Source organism: Nocardia sp. NPDC047038, assembly GCF_040644075.1.
In the GTDB taxonomy this organism is placed as follows: Bacteria; Actinomycetota; Actinomycetes; order Mycobacteriales; family Mycobacteriaceae; genus Nocardia; species Nocardia sichangensis.
Map to the genome: position 1 here is coordinate 1,371,540 of NZ_JBEYVQ010000001.1, position 17,671 is coordinate 1,389,210.

The 17,671-nt window shown below is 68.6% G+C and carries 17 protein-coding genes; 12 read left to right on the forward strand and 5 right to left on the reverse strand.

Annotated elements, in window-relative coordinates:
* The first annotated feature begins 116 nt into the window (after positions 1-116).
* Positions 117-344, forward strand: a complete 228-nt coding sequence (locus ABZ824_RS06575; protein ID WP_356962035.1) for a hypothetical protein — start codon at positions 117-119, stop codon at positions 342-344.
* Between the two features lie 4 nt (positions 345-348).
* On the opposite strand, the gene ABZ824_RS06580 is transcribed toward ABZ824_RS06575, so the two are convergent.
* Complete coding sequence (locus tag ABZ824_RS06580) at positions 349-1,260, reverse strand: RecB family exonuclease (protein WP_356962036.1); 912 nt, start codon at positions 1,258-1,260, stop codon at positions 349-351.
* A gap of 74 nt (positions 1,261-1,334) precedes the next feature.
* Here ABZ824_RS06580 and ABZ824_RS06585 point away from each other — a divergent pair, with 74 nt between their 5' ends.
* Positions 1,335-2,168: a tRNA (adenine-N1)-methyltransferase gene (locus ABZ824_RS06585; protein ID WP_355077516.1), complete on the forward strand. Its 834-nt coding sequence runs from the start codon at positions 1,335-1,337 to the stop codon at positions 2,166-2,168.
* Between the two features lie 31 nt (positions 2,169-2,199).
* On the opposite strand, the gene ABZ824_RS06590 is transcribed toward ABZ824_RS06585, so the two are convergent.
* Positions 2,200-2,715, reverse strand: coding sequence for a hypothetical protein (locus ABZ824_RS06590; protein ID WP_356962038.1), 516 nt, complete (start codon positions 2,713-2,715; stop codon positions 2,200-2,202).
* A 179-nt stretch (positions 2,716-2,894) separates the two neighbouring features.
* Here ABZ824_RS06590 and arc point away from each other — a divergent pair, with 179 nt between their 5' ends.
* The 3 genes from arc to ABZ824_RS06605 all read left to right on the forward strand — a co-directional run bounded on the left by arc (position 2,895) and on the right by ABZ824_RS06605 (position 6,990).
* Positions 2,895-4,655 carry a proteasome ATPase gene (arc, locus tag ABZ824_RS06595; protein WP_355077520.1) on the forward strand — a complete coding sequence of 587 codons (1,761 nt, stop codon included), beginning with the start codon at positions 2,895-2,897 and terminating at the stop codon, positions 4,653-4,655.
* 183 nt (positions 4,656-4,838) lie between these two features.
* A complete protein-coding gene (locus ABZ824_RS06600) occupies positions 4,839-5,474 on the forward strand; it encodes a TetR/AcrR family transcriptional regulator (RefSeq protein WP_356962040.1) in 636 nt (211 codons plus the stop codon).
* On the forward strand, positions 5,467-6,990 hold the full coding sequence (locus tag ABZ824_RS06605) for a glycosyltransferase family 39 protein (protein WP_356962041.1): 1,524 nt from the start codon (positions 5,467-5,469) through the stop codon (positions 6,988-6,990). The genes ABZ824_RS06600 and ABZ824_RS06605 overlap by 8 nt, the downstream gene beginning before the upstream one ends.
* Positions 6,991-7,002: 12 nt before the next feature.
* Here ABZ824_RS06605 and ABZ824_RS06610 read toward each other — a convergent pair whose 3' ends face one another.
* Entirely contained in the window at positions 7,003-9,084 is a 2,082-nt protein-coding gene (locus ABZ824_RS06610; RefSeq protein WP_356962480.1) for an acyltransferase family protein, read from the reverse strand.
* A 233-nt stretch (positions 9,085-9,317) separates the two neighbouring features.
* On the opposite strand from ABZ824_RS06610, the gene ABZ824_RS06615 reads away from it, so the two are divergent.
* The gene (locus ABZ824_RS06615; protein ID WP_355077526.1) at positions 9,318-9,800 is read left to right on the forward strand and encodes a TrkA C-terminal domain-containing protein; all 483 of its coding nucleotides are present in this window, start codon (positions 9,318-9,320) and stop codon (positions 9,798-9,800) included.
* A gap of 4 nt (positions 9,801-9,804) precedes the next feature.
* Positions 9,805-10,983, forward strand: a complete 1,179-nt coding sequence (locus tag ABZ824_RS06620; RefSeq protein ID WP_356962043.1) for a cation:proton antiporter — start codon at positions 9,805-9,807, stop codon at positions 10,981-10,983.
* Positions 10,984-11,061: 78 nt separating this feature from the next.
* Here ABZ824_RS06620 and ABZ824_RS06625 read toward each other — a convergent pair whose 3' ends face one another.
* Positions 11,062-11,790 carry a peptidylprolyl isomerase gene (locus ABZ824_RS06625; protein ID WP_355077530.1) on the reverse strand — a complete coding sequence of 243 codons (729 nt, stop codon included), beginning with the start codon at positions 11,788-11,790 and terminating at the stop codon, positions 11,062-11,064.
* 212 nt (positions 11,791-12,002) lie between these two features.
* On the opposite strand from ABZ824_RS06625, the gene ABZ824_RS06630 reads away from it, so the two are divergent.
* Genes ABZ824_RS06630 through ABZ824_RS06645 form a run of 4 tightly spaced genes read left to right on the forward strand, consistent with a single transcriptional unit; the run spans position 12,003 to position 16,666 of the window.
* Entirely contained in the window at positions 12,003-12,839 is an 837-nt protein-coding gene (locus tag ABZ824_RS06630; protein ID WP_355077532.1) for a nitrilase-related carbon-nitrogen hydrolase, read from the forward strand.
* 16 nt (positions 12,840-12,855) lie between these two features.
* The gene (gene hydA / locus ABZ824_RS06635) at positions 12,856-14,277 is read left to right on the forward strand and encodes a dihydropyrimidinase (protein WP_356962045.1); all 1,422 of its coding nucleotides are present in this window, start codon (positions 12,856-12,858) and stop codon (positions 14,275-14,277) included.
* Positions 14,278-14,307: 30 nt separating this feature from the next.
* A complete protein-coding gene (locus ABZ824_RS06640) occupies positions 14,308-15,354 on the forward strand; it encodes a TIGR03842 family LLM class F420-dependent oxidoreductase (RefSeq protein ID WP_356962047.1) in 1,047 nt (348 codons plus the stop codon).
* Position 15,355: 1 nt separating this feature from the next.
* On the forward strand, positions 15,356-16,666 hold the full coding sequence (locus tag ABZ824_RS06645; RefSeq protein ID WP_355077538.1) for an aspartate aminotransferase family protein: 1,311 nt from the start codon (positions 15,356-15,358) through the stop codon (positions 16,664-16,666).
* 8 nt (positions 16,667-16,674) lie between these two features.
* Here ABZ824_RS06645 and ABZ824_RS06650 read toward each other — a convergent pair whose 3' ends face one another.
* The gene (locus tag ABZ824_RS06650) at positions 16,675-17,178 is read right to left on the reverse strand and encodes a nitroreductase/quinone reductase family protein (protein ID WP_356962048.1); all 504 of its coding nucleotides are present in this window, start codon (positions 17,176-17,178) and stop codon (positions 16,675-16,677) included.
* A gap of 103 nt (positions 17,179-17,281) precedes the next feature.
* Here ABZ824_RS06650 and ABZ824_RS06655 point away from each other — a divergent pair, with 103 nt between their 5' ends.
* On the forward strand, positions 17,282-17,650 hold the full coding sequence (locus tag ABZ824_RS06655) for an arsenate reductase family protein (protein WP_356962050.1): 369 nt from the start codon (positions 17,282-17,284) through the stop codon (positions 17,648-17,650).
* Positions 17,651-17,671 lie beyond the last annotated feature (21 nt).

The window sequence follows — 17,671 nt, forward strand, 5'->3', positions numbered from 1 at the left end:
CGGTGTCGCCCGGTCCTGGACATCGGGGCCGGGCGGCCCGCCGTTCGGGAAATGTTCACCGGCCGAATACGCGGGTCGGCTCGAAACCACCGGCCTCATCGGGAAGACTGTCGGGCGTGTCGGACAGGATCAACGACGAGAAGGCCGCGGCGGAGCCGGGCCGACGAGCGACCACCCCGGCGGCCGACGGTGTCCCCGCGCGCGGCACGGCGTGGACGCGGATACGAAACCTGTTCATCGTCGCGGGCGACGCGGTACTGGTCGTGGTCCTGATCGGAGCGGTTTTCCTGCTCGGCGAGCGCGGGACGTCATTGGACTTCCTGGTGGCCGCGCTGGGCCACTAGCTCGTCAGTCCGAGACGGCTTCGGCCAAGGTCTCGTCCGGGGATTCGGTGACGCCGCCGCTCGGCCAGCCAGGGTAGGGCGGCGGCGTGCCGCCGAATGCCGGGCACAAAGGCTTGTAGTCGCAGTACGAGCACAGCCAGCTGGTGTTCGGCTGGAAGTCCCCGGTGCGGCCCGCCTCGAGAATGGCCGCCCACAGTGCCGAGAGTGTGCGCTCGAAGCGCAGCAACTCCTGCTCCTCGGGGGCGTAGGTGAGGATCTGCTCGTCGGCGAGGTAGATCAGCCGCAGCTGGGCGGGCACCAGGCCGCGGGTGCGCAGTACGACCAGCGCGTAGAACTTCAACTGGAACAGCGCTTTGGTCTCTTGCGTCGGCCCCGGCGCACGGCCGGTCTTGTAGTCCACGACGCGCAGGGCGCCGCTGGGCGCGAGGTCGATCCGGTCGACGAACCCGCGCAGCGGCGCGCCGTCGGCCAGTTCCACCTCCACCCGCGCTTCGCGTGACTCCGGATCGAACCGGGTCGGATCCTCCAGCCGGTAGTAGCGGCGCACCAGCGCGCGCACCTCGTCGAGGAACGCGTCGAGTTGCCCCGCGGCGACCAGTTCCGCCACCTCCGGCTGTTGGGCGTGCACCCGCGCCCACGCCGTCGGCACCAGGGCCTCGGCGCGCTCGGGCACCCGCTCGGCCGCGGGCAGCCCGTAGAGGTCCTCCAGCACCGCGTGCACCACCGTGCCGCGCACCGCGTGCACCGAGGGTCGCTCCGGTATCCGATCGATCGCGCGGAAGCGGTATTTCAGCGGACACTGCTTGAAATCCATTGCCCGGGAAGGTGAGAGCGCGGGCCGGGCGCGGGTGGCCGTCGGATCGGGCCGGGCGGTCCGCGCGTCGTCGGCAGGGGGCGTGGACACGGGCGAGCACATACCTGGCAGGCTATCCGGCGGCACCGACACGCCGGTGCGTCACAGCACGATTCCGACAAGTGGAACGGAGATTCATGACGGCCAGACGGACCGGGCCATTCACCATCGGTGACCGGGTGCAGCTGACCGATGCCAAAGGACGCCTGTACACGGTGGTCTTGGAGCCGGGCAAGGAATTCCACACCCATCGCGGCGGGATCAAGCACGACAGCCTCATCGGCGCCGACGAGGGCAGCGTGGTGCATTCCACCAACGGCACGCCCTACCTCGCACTACGTCCGCTGCTGATCGACTACGTGCTGTCCATGCCGCGCGGCGCCGCGGTGATCTACCCGAAGGACGCCGCGCAGATCGTGCACGAGGGCGACATGTTCCCCGGCGCGCGTGTGCTGGAAGCCGGCGCGGGGTCCGGTGCGCTGACCTGCTCGCTGCTGCGGGCGGTGGGGCCGCAGGGGCAGGTGGTGTCCTACGAGATCCGCGCCGACCACGCAGAGCACGCGATCCGCAACGTCGAGACGTTCTTCGGCGAGCGGCCGGCGAACTGGTCGCTGACCGTGGGTGACGTGGCCGACTACACCGGGGAGCCGGTGGATCGCGCGGTCCTGGACATGCTCGCGCCGTGGGATGCGCTACCGGCGGTGTCCAAGGCGCTCGTGCCGGGCGGCGTGCTGATCGTCTATGTGGCCACCGTCACCCAGCTGTCGAAAGTGGTCGAAGCGCTGCGCGAGCAGGAGTGCTGGACCGAGCCACGCTCCTGGGAGTCGCTGGTGCGACCGTGGCATGTGGTCGGCCTCGCCGTGCGGCCCGAGCACCGCATGCAGGGTCACACCGCCTTCCTGGTCAGCGCCCGCAGGCTCGCCGAGGGCACCGTCACGCCCAAGCCGCAGCGCAGGCCCTCGAAGGGCTGAGCGCGGCCGGGCGGGCGAGGTGGTGGCCGACTCAGGCCGGGACGCAGGGCGCCTGCGCGAAGCCGAGCAGCAGACAGCCGCTCGCGTCCGACAGCTTCCAGGTGCCGTCGACGTTTTCCCAGCTCAGCGGCACGGCGGGGGCGGCGCCATGCGGGGAGGTGATGGTCACCTGCGCGTTCGCGGTGTTGCCCTGGGTGGTGATGTCGGCGACGGCGAAGGTGAGCGCGTAGCCCTGCAGGCCCTTGTTCATCTGGTCGATGTTCGCTGTGCGCTTTTCACCGTTGACGATCAGCTCGGCCTTCTCGGGGGTGGGTACAGTCGGATCGGTGAGCTTTACCAGCACAGCCTGCAAGGTATCGGCGGTCGGCGCACCGGTCGCATGGGCGGAGTGATCGTGGGTACCCGACGCGGCGGTGCTGGTGGCGGCCGAGGTCGCCGCGCCGGTGGAGTCGTCGTCGGAGCCGCACGCCGCCACCGCGCCGGAGATGGCCAGCGCCGCCGCGGCGGTGACGAGGGAAAAACGCAGGGTTCTCGCGGGAAGGAGCATGGTCGGCAACCTTTCGGCTCGAGCGGCGAGGAGGCTCGCCAGGGTCGGGTTAGGGCAGGCTAACATGGTGATCCGGCCGCCGATCGCGGCCCAGATGTGATCACCACGAAACCATGTCGGAAAGCGAGAACGGGTCGCGCCCGGTAGCGTTGATAGACCGGGACTGGGAGGAGCAGCACATGAGCCCCATCGAGAATTCGGATTCGGCGGCCTGGAGAGAGCTCGAGGCAGTGCGCGCCGAGGCGGCTGCACTCCGAAGGCAACTCGCCGATTCGCCGGATCGCACACGGGAATTGGAAGCCCGCATCGATTCGCTGACCATTCGCAACACGAAGCTGATGGACACCCTCAAGGAAGCGCGCCAGCAGCTGGTCGCGCTGCGTGAGGAGGTCGATCGGCTGGGTCAGCCGCCGAGCGGATACGGCATTCTGATCGGTGTGTACGACGATCAGACGGTCGACGTGTTCACTTCGGGTCGCAAGATGCGGTTGACGTGTTCACCGAACATCGAGACCTCGACGCTCGAATACGGTCAGACCGTTCGCCTCAACGAGGCGCTCACGGTCGTCGAGGCCGGGCACTACGACGCGGTCGGCGAGATCGGCACCCTCCGGGAGATCCTCGACGACGGTCGTCGCGCCCTGGTCGTCGGCCATGCCGACGAGGAGCGTGTGGTGTGGCTGGCAGGCCCGCTGGCGAAGGTCGCCGAGATGGACGACCTCGACGATCCCGATTCCCCCATCCGCAAGCTGCGGCCGGGCGACTCGCTGCTGGTCGACACGAAGGCCGGTTTCGCCTTCGAGCGCATCCCCAAGGCCGAGGTCGAGGACCTCGTGCTGGAAGAGGTGCCCGACGTCGACTACAGCGACATCGGCGGTCTCGGCAGGCAGATCGAGCAGATCCGCGACGCGGTGGAGCTGCCGTTCCTGCACAAGGACCTCTTCCGCGAGTACGCGCTGCGTCCGCCGAAGGGTGTGCTGCTCTACGGTCCCCCCGGCTGCGGTAAGACGCTCATCGCCAAGGCGGTGGCCAACTCGCTGGCCAAGAAGATCGCCGAGGCGCGCGGTGAGGATGCCAAGGAAGCCAAGTCGTTCTTCCTGAACATCAAGGGCCCCGAGCTGCTCAACAAGTTCGTGGGTGAGACCGAGCGTCACATCCGGATCATCTTCCAGCGGGCCCGCGAGAAGGCGTCCGAAGGCACGCCGGTGATCGTGTTCTTCGACGAGATGGATTCCATCTTCCGCACCCGCGGCTCCGGCGTCTCCTCCGACGTCGAGACCACGGTGGTGCCGCAGCTGCTGTCGGAGATCGATGGTGTCGAGGGCCTGGAGAACGTCATCGTGATCGGCGCCTCCAACCGCGAGGACATGATCGATCCCGCGATCCTGCGGCCGGGCCGCCTGGACGTGAAGATCAAGATCGAGCGTCCGGACGCGGAGTCGGCGCAGGACATCTTCTCGAAGTACCTCACCAAGGAGTTGCCGCTGCACGACGACGACCTGGCCGAGTTCGGCGGCGACAAGCTCTTGTGCATCAACGCCATGATCGAACGCGTCGTCGACCGGATGTACGCCGAGAGCGAGGACAACCGCTTCCTGGAGGTCACCTACGCCAACGGTGACAAGGAGGTCCTGTACTTCAAGGACTTCAACTCCGGCGCCATGATCCAGAACATCGTGGACCGCTCCAAGAAGTACGCCATCAAGGCGGTGCTCGACACGGGCAACCCGGGTCTGCGCATCCAGCATCTCTACGATTCGATCGTGGACGAGTTCTCCGAGAACGAGGACCTGCCCAACACCACGAATCCGGACGACTGGGCACGCATCTCGGGTAAGAAGGGCGAGCGGATCGTCTACATCCGCACGCTGGTCACCGGCAAGAACGCCAGTGCCAGCCGCGCCATCGACACCGAGTCGAACACCGGTCAGTACCTGTAAAGGTTCCGCCGACCACGATGGGCCGCGTCTCCCCGGAGACGCGGCCCTTTCGCTGTCCAGAGCGCAGGTGACGGTGCACGGCGACGGCCGCACATCACTCGTATCCGGATGACTCTCGACGGCGCTCCATTCGGCTCGTCGCTCACCAGCAGGCCTACAGTCCGCTCGTGCTAAAATTTGACCATGCGGCCAGAAAACAGTACGAGTGGCCAACGGCGGTCTTTTATCGAAGAGGCGCGACGGCGGCAGATCATCGCCTCCGCGGTGGAGGTGATCTCCGAGGTCGGGTACGCGAATGCTTCGCTGGCGCGGATCGCCGAGCACGCGGGCATCTCCAAGGGCGTCATCTCCTACCACTTCGAGGGCAAGGACGATCTGATGACGCAGCTGGTGGTCCAGCTCTACGTCTCGGCCGCGGAGTACATCGCGCCACGGGTCGGCGCGGCGGCCGGACCGCGCGCGAGCCTGCTGGCCTACCTCGAATCGAACCTCGGTTTCATCGATGCGAATACCACGTATGTGGCGGCGCTGGTCGAGGTGGTGACGAATCTGCGGGACGCGGACGGCAACCCGAAGTTCGCCTCCGCCGACGGTGAACGCGACATCATCGCGCCGCTGGTCGACATCCTCACCGAAGGGCAGCGCACCGGCGAGTTCGGCGAGTTCGATCCGCTCTTGATGGCCAAGTCCATCCGCGACGCCATCGATGGCGCCGCCGGACGGGCGGTCCGGGAACAGGACTTCGCGATGGACGCGTACGCGGCACACGTGTGCCGGTTGTTCGACACGGCGACCCGGAAAGCGGGTAAGGATGACTGAGGTACTGGACACCCCGCGGCGCCGGGACGATGCCACGACACCGTTGCCCTCGTTCGCCTTCGGCGGAGTCGGCGCGGTGGCGGCGCTGGGTGCGGTGGCGCTTCTGGTTTCCATCGGGCGGTACGGATTCTTCGGCGACGAGCTGTATTTCGTCGCGGCAGGCCGCAGGCTCGCGGTCGGCTACGCCGATCAGGGGCCGCTGCTACCGGCGATCGCGCGGATTACGGATCTGCTCGCCCCGGATTCGCTGATGGCACTGCGTCTTCCGGCCGTGCTCGTCACCGTGGCCGCGGTGGTGGTGACCGCCCAGATCGCCAGGGAGTTCGGGGGCGGTCGCCCGGCGCAGGTGCTGGCCGCGGCCGCGTATGCCACCTCGCCGTTCCTGCTGGTGCAGGGTGATCAGCTGGCCACCAATACGATCGACACGGCGTTGTGGGTGGTGGTGAGCTGGCTGGTGATCCGCTGGGTCCGCACCCGCCACGACGGTTTGCTGCTGGCCTCGGCGCTGTTCACCGCGGTGGATATGCAGGTCAAGTGGCTGATTCCCTTCTTCTGGCTCGCACTGGTGATCGGGGTGGCGATCTACGGACCGCGTGAGCTGCTGCGCCGCCCCGCCCTGTGGTGCGGCGCCGCGATCGTCATCCTCACCTCGGTACCCAGCCTGGTGTGGCAGGCGGCGCACGGGTGGCCGCAGCTGCGTCTGGGTGGTGTGGTCGCCGCGGAGCAGGCCACGATCGGCGGGCGCTACATCTGGCTGCCGCTCGCGCTCGCCTCCGCCGGATTGATCGGTGGATTGCTGCTGGTGTACGGGGTGTGGACCCTGTTCCGTGCCGAAAGCTTGCGGCCGTACCGTTTTCTCGGTGTCCTGCCGTTGGTGCTGATCGTGGTCTTCATCGCGACCGGTGGACGACCGTACTATGCGGCGGGTTGCTACGGAGCGCTGATCGCGGTCGGTGCGGTGCGGTGGATGGAGAACCGGCGGCGATCGCGTGTGATCCTCACCGTTGCGGTGGCCGCGATATCCGTTGCGCTGGTGATTTTCTCGCTGCCCCTACGCCCGGAATCCGACATCGACCCGGTCGACACCCAAGCCCAGGCGGGGCTGGAGATCGCGGTCTACGGTCGGTTCGGCTGGTCCGAACTCGCGGCCGGGACCGCGGCGGCCTACGCGGCGCTGCCGGAGCCGGATCGGGCTTCGGCCGTGGTGATCGCCGATTCCTATTGGCAGGCAAGCGCCTTGGACCTCGCGCGCGCGACGCATGGCCTGCCCGCCGTCTTCAGTCCGAATCGCGGGTTCGGCTACTTCGGCACCCCGCCGGACACGGCGACGACGGTGCTGTGGGTGGGTGGCACCGAGGCCGATGTGCGCGCGCACTGTGCCGAGGTGACCCCGATCGGGCAAGTCGACGCTCGTCTCGGGTTCCCGGGGGTCACCCGCGGCGTCACTGTCTGGCGTTGCGCGCGACCGCTCGTGCCGTGGTCGCGAGCCTGGCCGGGCATGCTGCGGCTGAACTGATCCGGTTCCGGCTCACCACCAGCCGAGGATCGGCGACAACTGCCTGCCGAGTTCCGGTGCCAGCGACCGCGAATAGCTGGCGGTGAGGTGATGCTCGTCGTGGTAGATCAGGACGTTGCCCTCGGTGACCGCGCACACGTCGCGTTCGCACAGCGCGTCGGACAGGTCCAGCGGGAACACGTTGGGGAACGAGGCGGCGAACTCCAGCGCCGGATCGACCGCGTTCAGCGCCTCCGCGCGCGGCATCCCGCAGCTGATCCGGTCGCCGTGCTGGGCGAGGCAATCGATGGCCCGGTACCGCACGCCGTCGCGGCGCAGCCACGGCGTGTCACGGATGGCGAGCACGTTGAGTCCGCGGTCGGCCAGGCGGGTCCAGACGTCCAGATAGTCGGCCGGGGTCTCGTCACCCGCGCCGTCACGAGGGCGGGTCGCTGTCGTGAACACCCACTCCGGGCGTTCGACGCCCAGGCGGTCGATCACCTCCACAGACCAGTCGCGGCAGTCCGGATTCGCTTCACCCTTGTACATCGGTTCCGCCGCCACGGTCAGCGGGCAGCCCATCTTCAGGTAGACCTCGACCCGGAAGGAGTGCTCGCGGGCGAGCAGGTCGAGCGCGGGCACCCAGTGCTCGGCATGCGAGCTGCCCACCACCGCGATGGTGCGCTCCGCGGCGGCGTCGCCATAGGTGCAGGTGATGACCTCGCGGGTATCCCAGTCCGCGATGCAGCCGTCGCGCGAGGGGTAGGCCGCGTCCGCCGGCGCTTCGTACATGCTCGGCCGCATCGGAGCCTCGGGCGCGCTCACGCCGTTGACCAGTGCTTCCGCGCCGGGATAGCGCGCCGAGTCCAGCCCGGCCACCGCTCGCGGCGGATTCGCCTTAATCACCACCTGCTCGCCCAGCGCCGCCGCGAGTACCGCGATGCCGAGCGCCGCGACCAGCCGGCCGGTGCGGCGTCCGCGGGCGGGCGTCTTTCCGGCCGGACGACCGGACCGCACTCGTAGCGGCTGCTCGATGAACCGGTTGGTCAGGTGGGCGAGTACCAGCGACGCCCCGACGACGCCCAGACCCACGCCGAGGCCCGCGGTCGCGGCTCCGGTCCGCGCCAGGACGAAGATCAGAATCGGCCAGTGCCACAGATACAGCGCGTAGGACAGTTCGCCGAGGCGCACCGCGGCCGGTGCGCCGAGCAGCCGGTTCGGTAGTGGCTGGTCGGCGGCGGCGAGATCGCCGCCCGCGACGATCAGCGCCAGTGTGGCCCCGACTGGCACCAGCGCGGCGGGACCGGGAAACCGATCGGCGCCGTCGATCAACCAACCGCACGTGAGCACCGCGACCGCGCCGAGGACGGCGACCGCGACCCGCACCGAACGCGGCGGTGACAGCCAGGGCGCGACGATCGCCAGCAGCGCCCCGGCGAGGAGCTCCCAGGCGCGGGCGAAACTGTCGTAGTAGTTCCAGCCCTGATGTACCGCGGTACCGTGCGCGGCGTAGACGAACGAGGCCACCGCGCCCGCGGCGAGCACGATCGCCAAGGCCGGACGCACTGCCCCCGGACGAGCGAAACGCAGGCACAGGCCCGCGACCGACGCCACGACGATCAGCGCGAGCAGGTAGAACTGCATCTGCACCGCCATCGACCACAGATGCTGCAACGGGCTCACCGACGGATCGGCGGCGAGGTAGTCCGACCAGGACAGCGCCAGATACCAGTTCTGGTAGTACAGCAGCGACGCCAGCGTCTGCGCCGCCATCTCGCCCCACTGGGTGAACGGGCGAAGCAGCACGGTCGCCGCGACCACGGCCGCCAGAAGCGTGACCAGGGCGGGCAGTAATCGGCGGGCGAGCCGGCGAGCGGTGTGCGCGACACGGACCGTGCCGGTGGCCGCCACGCCGCGCAGCAGTGAGCCGGTGAAGAAGAACCCGGACAGCGCCAAGAACACGTCGACGCCGCCCGACACCCGGCCGAACCAGATGTGGAACGCCACGACCAGCGCGATCGCCACGCCGCGCAGCCCGTCCAGATCGTGCCGGTACCCGCCGGCGCCCGCCCGCGGCACGGCCGCCGCGGTGGCGACCGCACCCGGCCGGAGCAACCGATTCACCGCTCGGGCGACCGTCACCGGACTCGCGCGGCGCGGTCGTCGCGGAAACGGAATCCAACGGCTCGGCGACGGAGGCATGAACGGGACACGTCATTTCTCTTACCACGGGCGGTGAACCGGGGTCCAACTCGCAAGGCCGGAGTGGCGTGCGGAAACGGCGAGAAATACGGACAATTCGGTCACCCGTCGACGGGTCGTAACGGGTGGGTCGATAGGGTGGGGTCGTGAATGTTGAGGTGACACCCCTGCCGGGTATAGGTGTGCGCAAGGATTTTCCGCTGACCAATACACGACGCCGGATAGGGGTGATCGACCATCGCGACGGCACGATGGACCTCATCGTGAGCAAGCCGGACAACCCCGACGAGACCGAACAGGTACCGCTGTCGGGGAAGGAGGCGGCCGTGCTGGCCAGCCTGCTCGGCGCGCCGCAACTGGTCGAACAACTGCGCGAGGAACACCGCGAGTTCACCGGACTGACCACCCGGCAGCTGTCCATCCCGGACCGCTCCCGCTTCGACGGACGCAGGCTGGGCGAAACTCAGATGCGCACCCGGACGAAGGCGTCCATCGTCGCCGTGGTCCGCAGCGGCCAGCCGATTCCCTCGCCGGGGCCGGACTTCACCTTCACCGCTGGAGACGTGCTGGTCGTCGTCGGCACAGTGGAGGGCCTCGAGGCCGCCGCCAAGATCCTGTTAGACGGCTGAGCGCATGGTCGCACACGAGACCGCGCTCGCGCTGATCCAGCTGGGCGCGGTGTTCTTCGGCCTCGGCCTGCTCGGGCGGATCGCCGCGCGCATCGGCATGTCGCCCATCCCGCTGTATTTGATCGGCGGACTGGTGTTCGGCACCGGTGGCCTCGTCGAGTTGCGGCAGGTGGACGACTTCATCCATCTCGCCAGTGAAATCGGCGTCGTCCTGCTGTTGTTGCTGCTCGGCCTGGAATACAGCGCGCCGGAACTGGTCACGGGCATGCGCCGATCGTGGGCCGCGGGCGTGGTGGACATCGTGCTCAACGCGACGCCGGGTGTGCTCGTCGCGCTCGGGCTCGGCTGGGGGTTCACCGGCGCCATCGCGATGGCCGGGGTCACCTACATCTCGTCCTCCGGCATCGTCGCGAAGGTGCTCAACGATCTGGGCAGGCTCGGTAACCGGGAAACGCCGGTGATCCTGTCCATCCTGGTGTTCGAGGACCTGGTGATGGCCGGATACCTGCCGGTGCTGACCGCGGTGCTGGCCGGAGTCGGTTTCCTCGCCGGACTGAAGACGCTGGCCATCGCCCTCGCGGCGGTCACGGTCGTGCTGATCGTCGCGCTGCGCTACGGCCGCTACGTCTCCGCGATCGTCGACAGCGCCGACCGCGAGATCTTCCTGTTGAAGCTGCTGGGTTCCGCGCTGCTGGTGGCGGGCGCGGCCTCCGCTGTGCAAGTGTCCGCGGCGGTCGGCGCGTTCCTGCTCGGCATCGCGATCTCGGACTCCACCGCGCACAACGCCACCAAGCTCCTGGAACCGCTGCGCGACCTGTTCGCCGCACTGTTTTTCGTGCTGTTCGGCCTGAGCACCGACCCGACGAGCATTCCGCCGGTGCTGGGCTGGGCGTGCCTGCTGGCACTGGTCACGACGGCCAGCAAGATCGCCACCGGATGGTGGGCGGCCAAGCGGGCCGGTGCGGGCCGCTTGGGCCGGGCGCGCGCGGGTACCGCCCTGGTCGCTCACGGCGAGTTCTCGATCGTCATCGCGGGTCTCGCGGTGGCCGCCGGCGCGGTCCCCGCCGAATTCGCCGCGCTGGCTACAACCTACGTGCTGTTGATGGCGGTGCTCGGGCCGGTCGTCAGCCGGTTCGTCGAACCGGCGATGGCGCTGCTGCGTCGGCGCGCCGCGGTGTCCTGACCGATTCGTTCGAGCCGGCCCCGCTGACGACCATGGTGGCGGCGTCCGATCGTCGCCGCCACCATGGTCGTCCGGAATTCAGTTGCGGACGGCGACGGAATCGAGCACCACGTCGGCGGCCGGTGCGCCGTCGGACGAGCCGTCCTTGACTCCGGCGGCGGCGATGGCGTTCAGCACGTCCATGCCCGCGGTGACCCGGCCGAACGGGGTGTAGTTCGGCGGCAGCGGCGCGTCCCGGTAGACCAGGAAGAACTGGCTGCCGTTGGTGCCGGGGCCCGCGTTCGCCATCGCGATCGTGCCCGCCGGGTAGGTCGCGCCCGCCAGGTTCTCGTCGGGGAATTGATAGCCGGGCCCGCCCATGCCGGTCGCGGTGGGGTCGCCGCACTGCAGGACGTAGATGCCGTCGGTGGTGATCCGGTGGCACTTCGTGTGGTCGAAGTACCGTTCCCCGGCCAGGAACGCGAACGAGTTGACGGTGCGCGGTGCGTGGGCGGCGTCCAGGGCGACGGTCACGGTGCCGCAAGTGGTGATCAGCGTCGCCGTGTATTGCGCGTTGGGATCGATGGTCATGCCGGGTTCGGCGGGCCACTGCTTACCGTTCGGCTGCCCCGCGGTCGGTACGCCACAGCCGGCCGGGCCCTGCTCCCGAGCAGGCGACGGGGTCGCCGAGACGACACCGGTCGCGGACGCGACCAGCGCCGCGCCGACGACGAGGACCCCGAGGATCCGCAGCGATCGCCACGGCACGCCGCGGCGCCCCGTGCGCCGGCCGTTGACGAGTTCTCGCGCTTGCACTTCGCTGCTCACCGCTGAAAATCTCCTTCACTCGGGGTTGCGCACCGGACGATGCAGCGCGAATCATTCCATCTCGCCCGACCAAGTGGGGGAGTACGGCTCGATTACTCGAGCACGGGCAGGTCGGGATGCCGCCGTAACCGCGGTTGCCACGGATTGGCTACAAAATGCCTCCCGGCACTCGTCGGACAACGGAACAGGTTCCCGGTGACGTATAACGGGGCATGGGAATCGTTCGAGCGGCGCTGGTCCAAACGAACTGGACCGGTGACAAGGAGTCGATGCTCGCGGCGCACGAGAACTACGCGCGCCGCGCCGCCGCGCACGGAGCCGCGGTGATCTGCTTCCAAGAACTGTTCTACGCCCCGTATTTCTGCCAGCGGCAGGACACGGAGTTCTACGACTACGCCGAATCCGTCCCGGGGCCGACGACGGAACGATTCGCGGAACTGGCGAAAGAATTGCGCCTGGTGATGATCCTGCCGGTGTACGAGCAGGAACAGCCGGGTCTGCTGTACAACACGGCGGCGGTGATCGACGCCGACGGCAGCTATCTCGGCAAGTACCGCAAACACCACCTTCCGCACGTCCACGGGTTCTGGGAGAAGTTCTATTTCCGGCCGGGCAACCTGGGCTGGCCGGTGTTCGACACGGCGGTGGGCAAGGTCGGCGTGTACATCTGCTACGACCGGCACTTCCCGGAGGGGTGGCGCGCGCTGGCCCTCGCCGGTGCGGAACTCGTGTTCAATCCGTCGGCCACGTCGCGCGGCTTGTCCGGTTACCTCTGGAGACTGGAACAACCGGCGGCCGCGGTAGCCAACGAGTACTACATCGGTGCCATCAATCGGGTCGGCGCCGAGGAGTACGGCGACGACGACTTCTACGGCACCAGCTACTTCGTCGACCCCGAAGGCAAGTTCGTCGGCGAGGTCGCCTCCGATACCGACCCCGAGCTGGTCGTCCGTGATCTGGATATGGATCTGATCAAGGTGGTGCGCGACCGCTGGGCCTTCTACCGCGATCGGCGCCCGGACGCCTACGGGCCGCTGGTGGCCCCCTGAGACCGGGGAGAACGACATGGCACGCACCTTCATCCACGGTGGCACGGTGGTCTCCGCCACCGGAGCGCAGCCGCTCGACGTGCTCGTCGACGGCGAGACCATCGCCGCCGTCCTGCGGCCGGGCTCCGTCGCGCTGGGCGCGGACCTCGCCGCGTCCGCCGATCGCGTGCTCGACGCGACCGGCAGATACGTCATCCCCGGCGGCGTGGACGGTCACACCCACATGCAGATGCCCTTCGGTGGGACCGAGGCCTCCGACACTTTCGAGACCGGCACCCGCGCGGCCGCGTGGGGCGGCACCACCACCATCATCGACTTCGTCGTCCAGCGGCAAGGGGAACGGGTCCAGGACACGCTGGCCGCCTGGCACGCGAAAGCGGCCGGGCAGTGCGCGATCGACTACGGCTTCCATCAGATCATCGGCGACGTCGACGACGAATCCTTGAAGGCCATGAGCGAATTGGTGGCCGAGGGCGTCACCAGCTTCAAGCTCTTCATGGCCTACCCGAGGGTCTTCTACTCCACCGACGGCCAGATCCTGCGCGCCATGCAGTCAGCGGCGGAACTCGGCGCGCTGGTGATGATGCACGCGGAGAACGGGATAGCCATCGATGTGCTGGTCGAACAGGCGCTCGCGCGAGGGGACAACGCGCCGTACTTCCACGGCACGACCCGACCGTGGCAGCTCGAGGAGGAGGCCACCCACCGCGCGATCATGCTGGCCGAATTGACCGGCGTGCCGCTGTACGTCGTGCACGTGTCGGCCGAGCAGGCGCTGGCTCAGATCGCCGCCGCCCGCGACGCCGGGCGCAACGTCTTCGGCGAGACCTGCCCGCAGTACCTGTATCTCTCGCTCGAGGATCAGCTCGGCGCGCCGGGTTTCGAAGGCGCCAAATGGGTGTGCTCCACGCCGCTGCGATCGAAGGCCGAAGGGCATCAGGACAAGCTGTGGCGCTACCTGCGCACCGGCGACGTCACGGCCGTCGGCACCGATCACTGTCCGTTCTGCATGAAGGGCCAGAAGGAGATGGGGCTCGGCGACTTCAGCAAGATCCCCAACGGTATCGGCGGCGTCGAGCATCGGATGGATCTGATGTTCCAGGGCGTCCGGTCCGGCCGGATCCCGCTGGAACGCTGGGTCGAGGTCTGCTGCACGACACCGGCCCGGATGTTCGGCATGTACCCGCGCAAAGGGGTGATCAGCCCGGGAGCGGACGCCGACATCGTCATCTACGACCCGGACGGCCACACCAGCATCGGTCTCGGCAAGACCCACCACATGAATATGGACTACTCGGCCTACGAGGGATTCGAGATCGACGGTCACGTCGACACGGTGCTGTCCCGGGGCCGGGTCGTCGTGGACGACGGCGGCTACCTCGGGCACGCGGGGCACGGCCGGTTCGTCGCGCGTGGACTCGCGCAGAACCTGATCTGACTTTCGATCCTCGGAACGGAGAAGTGCCGCATGGACATCGGTGTGGTGCTGCAATGCACGCCCCCGGCCTCGCGTGTGATCGAACTGGCCAGGCTCGCGGAGACATATGGGTTCTCCCACGTCTGGACCTTCGACTCGCATCTGCTCTGGCAGGAGCCCTATGTCATCTACAGCCAGATCCTGGCCGCCACCCGCAAGATCATGGTCGGTCCGATGGTGACGAACCCGGCCACCCGGGACTGGACGGTGACCGCGTCGACCTTCGCCACGCTCAACGAGATGTTCGGCAATCGCACCGTATGCGGGATCGGCCGCGGCGACTCGGCCGTGCGCACGCTGGGCGGCAAGCCCGCCACGCTGGCCACGCTGCGCCGATCGATCGAGGTGATCCGCGAACTGGGCAACGGTCGCGGCGCGCGAGTGGACGACACGGTCGTGCGGTTGCCGTGGGCGGCCGACTCCCGGTTGGACGTGTGGGTGGCGGGCTACGGGCCACGCGCACTCGAGCTGACCGGTGCCGTGGCCGACGGATTCATCCTGCAACTGGCCGACCCCGACATCACGGCATGGACCGTCGCCCGAGTGCGCGCCGCGGCCGAGCGCGCGGGCCGGGACCCGGCGGCGGTGCGGATCTGCGTCGCCGCACCCGCTTATGTCACCGACGGGACGGAGGCGGCGCAGGCGCACGCGCGGCAACAGTGCCGATGGTTCGGCGGGATGGTCGGCAACCACGTGGCGGAGATGGTGGCGAGATACGGTACGGCAGGCGACATCCCGGCTGCCCTCACGGACTACATCGACGGCAGGCGCGGCTACGACTACAACCTGCACGGACGCGCGGGCAATGTCCATGCCGAGTACGTGCCCGACGCCATCGTGGACCGCTTCTGCCTGCTGGGCACGCCCGACGACCAGCTGTCCCGGTTGCGGGAGCTGGAAAGGCTCGGTGTGGACCAGTTCGCCGTCTATCTCCAGCACGACGCGAAGAACGCGACTTTGGCGGCGTACGGTGAATCGGTGCTGCCTCGTCTCGCTTCCCTCGTGACCACGACCAAGTCGACCGAAGGGAGCGACTAGCGTGGCCGATCACGTCTTCTATCCGTGGAGCGCGCAGGCCGAATTGAACCCGGCTCCGATCACCGGGGCGTTCGGCTCCTACTTCTGGGACGACACCGGCAAGCGCTATCTGGACTTCTCCTCCCAGCTGGTCAACGTGAACATCGGCCACCAGCATCCGGACATCGTCGCGGCGATCGTCGCCCAGGCGCAGCGGTTGGCGACCATCTCGCCGACGGTCGGCAACGACGTCCGCAGCGAACTGGCCCGGCTGATCGTCGAGCGGGCTCCCGGGGAGCTGAACCGGATCCTGTTCACCACCGGCGGCGCCGAGGCCGTCGAGCACGCGGTGCGTTTGGCGCGAAGCTACACCGGGCGGACGAAAATGCTCGCCGCCTACCGCTCCTACCACGGCGGCACGGGCGTCGCGATCGGCCTGACCGGGGAACCGCGCCGCTGGGGCGCGGAACCGACAAACGTCGACGTGGTGCGGTTCTTCGGCCCCTACCCCTACCGGTCACCGTGGGGCACGACGACTCCCGAGGAAGAGACGGCCGCCGCGCTGCGGCACCTGCGGCAGGTCATCGAGCTCGAGGGCCCGCAGCACATCGCGGGGTTGATTTTGGAGACGGTGGTCGGCACCAACGGTGTGCTCGTCCCGCCGCCCGGTTATCTGGCCGGCGTGCGAGCGCTGTGCGACGAGTTCGGCATCGTCTACATCGCCGATGAGGTGATGGTCGGATTCGGACGGGTGGGCGAATGGTTCGCGGTGCAGGCGTTCGGCGTCGAGCCGGACATCATCACCTTCGCCAAGGGGGTGAACTCCGGCTACGTCCCGCTCGGTGGCGTGCTCATGGCCGAGCGGATCGCGCAGCGCTACGACCATGTGGTGTATCCGGGCGGTCTCACCTACGCGGGTCATCCGCTGGCCTGCGCGGCGGGTGTCGCCTCGATCGCGGTCTTCGAGCGCGAAGGAATCCTCGATCACGTACGGGCGGTGGGCGCCGATGTGCTCGGAAAAGGCCTGCGCGAACTCGCCGGTCGTCATCCGAGCGTCGGCGAGGTCCGTGGACTCGGCTTCTTCTGGGCGCTGGAACTGGTCCGGGACCAGCGCAGCAGACAGCCGCTGATCCCGTTCGCGGCGGCGGGCGCGGACGCCGAGCCGATGGCCGCGGTCACCGCTGCGGCCAAGGCACGCGGGCTGTGGCCGTTCAACGCGGGCAATCGCTTTCAGATCGCGCCGCCGCTGACCACGACGGCCGACGAACTGCGCACCGGCCTCGAGATCGTCGACGAAGTGCTCGACGTGGCCGACGGCTACGTCGCGAGCTGACCGGCCGCTCAGTGCGGCGTCAGTTCCACCACGACGCCGCCCTGCTGCCAGGTCTGGTAGATATCGGCCTTGGAGGGTGAACCGTCGGCGGTGAAGCCGATGCCGTTGTACTTGGCGTTCTGCTTGTTGTCCCGCGCGACGATCTCGTAGAGCCGCAGCACGTCGGCCTCGGAGGTGTGGACCACCGGGTCGAAGGTGCGCGGCTCGCCGCCGAAGGAGGCCCGCACCGGATCGCCCGCCCGCAGGTTCTTCACCCACGGGCGCAGGGCGGTGCCGATCAGCAGAGTGTCGCCGTGCCGGGTGTAGGCCAGCGGCACGTCGTAGACCTTCCCCGACTTGCGCCCGACGACGTGCAGGATCATCAGCCGCTTGCCGACGACGCCGGACAGCCCGGGTACACGCAGCAGCGCGCGCACGACCCGATTCATCACGCCCTGATACGAAGGGATGCGCTCGGGACCGGATGTGGTCGGTGTGCCGTAAGGGTTTTCGGGCGACGCGTGCTCAGTCATGGCTTCCAGTATCGGAGCACACGCGGCGCTCGGCAGCGCGACGTCCGAGATCCGCCAGTGGGCGCCGGGCGGCCCGGGTGCGCGTCCTCGGTACCCTGCGTACATGACTTCCGGGCAGACCGAGATCTGGCACAACCCGCGGTGCAGCAAGAGCCGCAACGCCACCGCGTTCCTGAACGACGCCGGTGTCGACTACACCGTGCGCAAGTATCTGGACCAGCCGCCGACGGCCGCCGAGCTGCGTGAGGTGTTGCGGCGGCTGGACGCCGAACCCTGGGACATCACCCGCACCGGCGAACAGCTCGCCAAGGACCTCGGCATGGCGAGCTGGGCGCGGACCGCCGCGGACCGGGACCGTTGGATCGAAGCGCTGGTCGAACATCCCGGGCTGATCCAGCGGCCGATCGTGCTCACCGCCGACGGCGGGGCGGTGGTGGCCCGAGACGACGACGCACTGCGCGATCTGCTCTGACACCCGTTCCCGCCGTGTGGG

Coding starts and splice junctions, on each gene's coding strand:
- ABZ824_RS06580 (WP_356962036.1), bottom strand. CDS start 1,260: ATGTGCTCGCCCGTGTCCACGCCCCCTGCCGACGACGCGCGGACCGCC.
- ABZ824_RS06585 (WP_355077516.1), top strand. CDS start 1,335: ATGACGGCCAGACGGACCGGGCCATTCACCATCGGTGACCGGGTGCAG.
- ABZ824_RS06590 (WP_356962038.1), bottom strand. CDS start 2,715: ATGCTCCTTCCCGCGAGAACCCTGCGTTTTTCCCTCGTCACCGCCGCG.
- arc (WP_355077520.1), top strand. CDS start 2,895: ATGAGCCCCATCGAGAATTCGGATTCGGCGGCCTGGAGAGAGCTCGAG.
- ABZ824_RS06600 (WP_356962040.1), top strand. CDS start 4,839: ATGCGGCCAGAAAACAGTACGAGTGGCCAACGGCGGTCTTTTATCGAA.
- ABZ824_RS06605 (WP_356962041.1), top strand. CDS start 5,467: ATGACTGAGGTACTGGACACCCCGCGGCGCCGGGACGATGCCACGACA.
- ABZ824_RS06620 (WP_356962043.1), top strand. CDS start 9,805: ATGGTCGCACACGAGACCGCGCTCGCGCTGATCCAGCTGGGCGCGGTG.
- ABZ824_RS06630 (WP_355077532.1), top strand. CDS start 12,003: ATGGGAATCGTTCGAGCGGCGCTGGTCCAAACGAACTGGACCGGTGAC.
- hydA (WP_356962045.1), top strand. CDS start 12,856: ATGGCACGCACCTTCATCCACGGTGGCACGGTGGTCTCCGCCACCGGA.
- ABZ824_RS06640 (WP_356962047.1), top strand. CDS start 14,308: ATGGACATCGGTGTGGTGCTGCAATGCACGCCCCCGGCCTCGCGTGTG.
- ABZ824_RS06650 (WP_356962048.1), bottom strand. CDS start 17,178: ATGACTGAGCACGCGTCGCCCGAAAACCCTTACGGCACACCGACCACA.
- ABZ824_RS06655 (WP_356962050.1), top strand. CDS start 17,282: ATGACTTCCGGGCAGACCGAGATCTGGCACAACCCGCGGTGCAGCAAG.